The organism is Acidisphaera rubrifaciens HS-AP3 (genome assembly GCF_000964365.1).
In the GTDB taxonomy this organism is placed as follows: domain Bacteria; phylum Pseudomonadota; class Alphaproteobacteria; order Acetobacterales; family Acetobacteraceae; genus Acidisphaera; species Acidisphaera rubrifaciens.
Genome location: NZ_BANB01000869.1, coordinates 1 through 240, shown reverse-complemented (window position 1 = coordinate 240; position 240 = coordinate 1). Strand labels below are relative to the sequence as shown.

General features: G+C 64.2%; 1 protein-coding gene. It reads left to right on the top strand.

The window, feature by feature from the left end; genetic code table 11:
- Window positions 1-240: IS5/IS1182 family transposase (locus B8460_RS18635; RefSeq protein ID WP_048863123.1), on the top strand; the 240-nt coding region annotated here is incomplete at both ends.

Here is a 240-nt window from a genome sequence, read left to right as displayed (position 1 = left end):
CTGCGGGCGTTGTGGACAGCCAGACGATCAAGGCTCCGCATGGCAAAATGCGAGGCTACGACGCGGCGAAGAAGACCGTCGGGCGCAAGCGCCACGTCGCGGTGGACACCGACGGACGCCTGCTGATGGTGAACCTCACGACGGCCGACATCTCCGACAGTGCGGGCGCACATCTCATTCTCGACGGCGTGCACAAGCAATGGCCATGGCTCAAGCATCTGTTCGCGGACGGCGCCTATG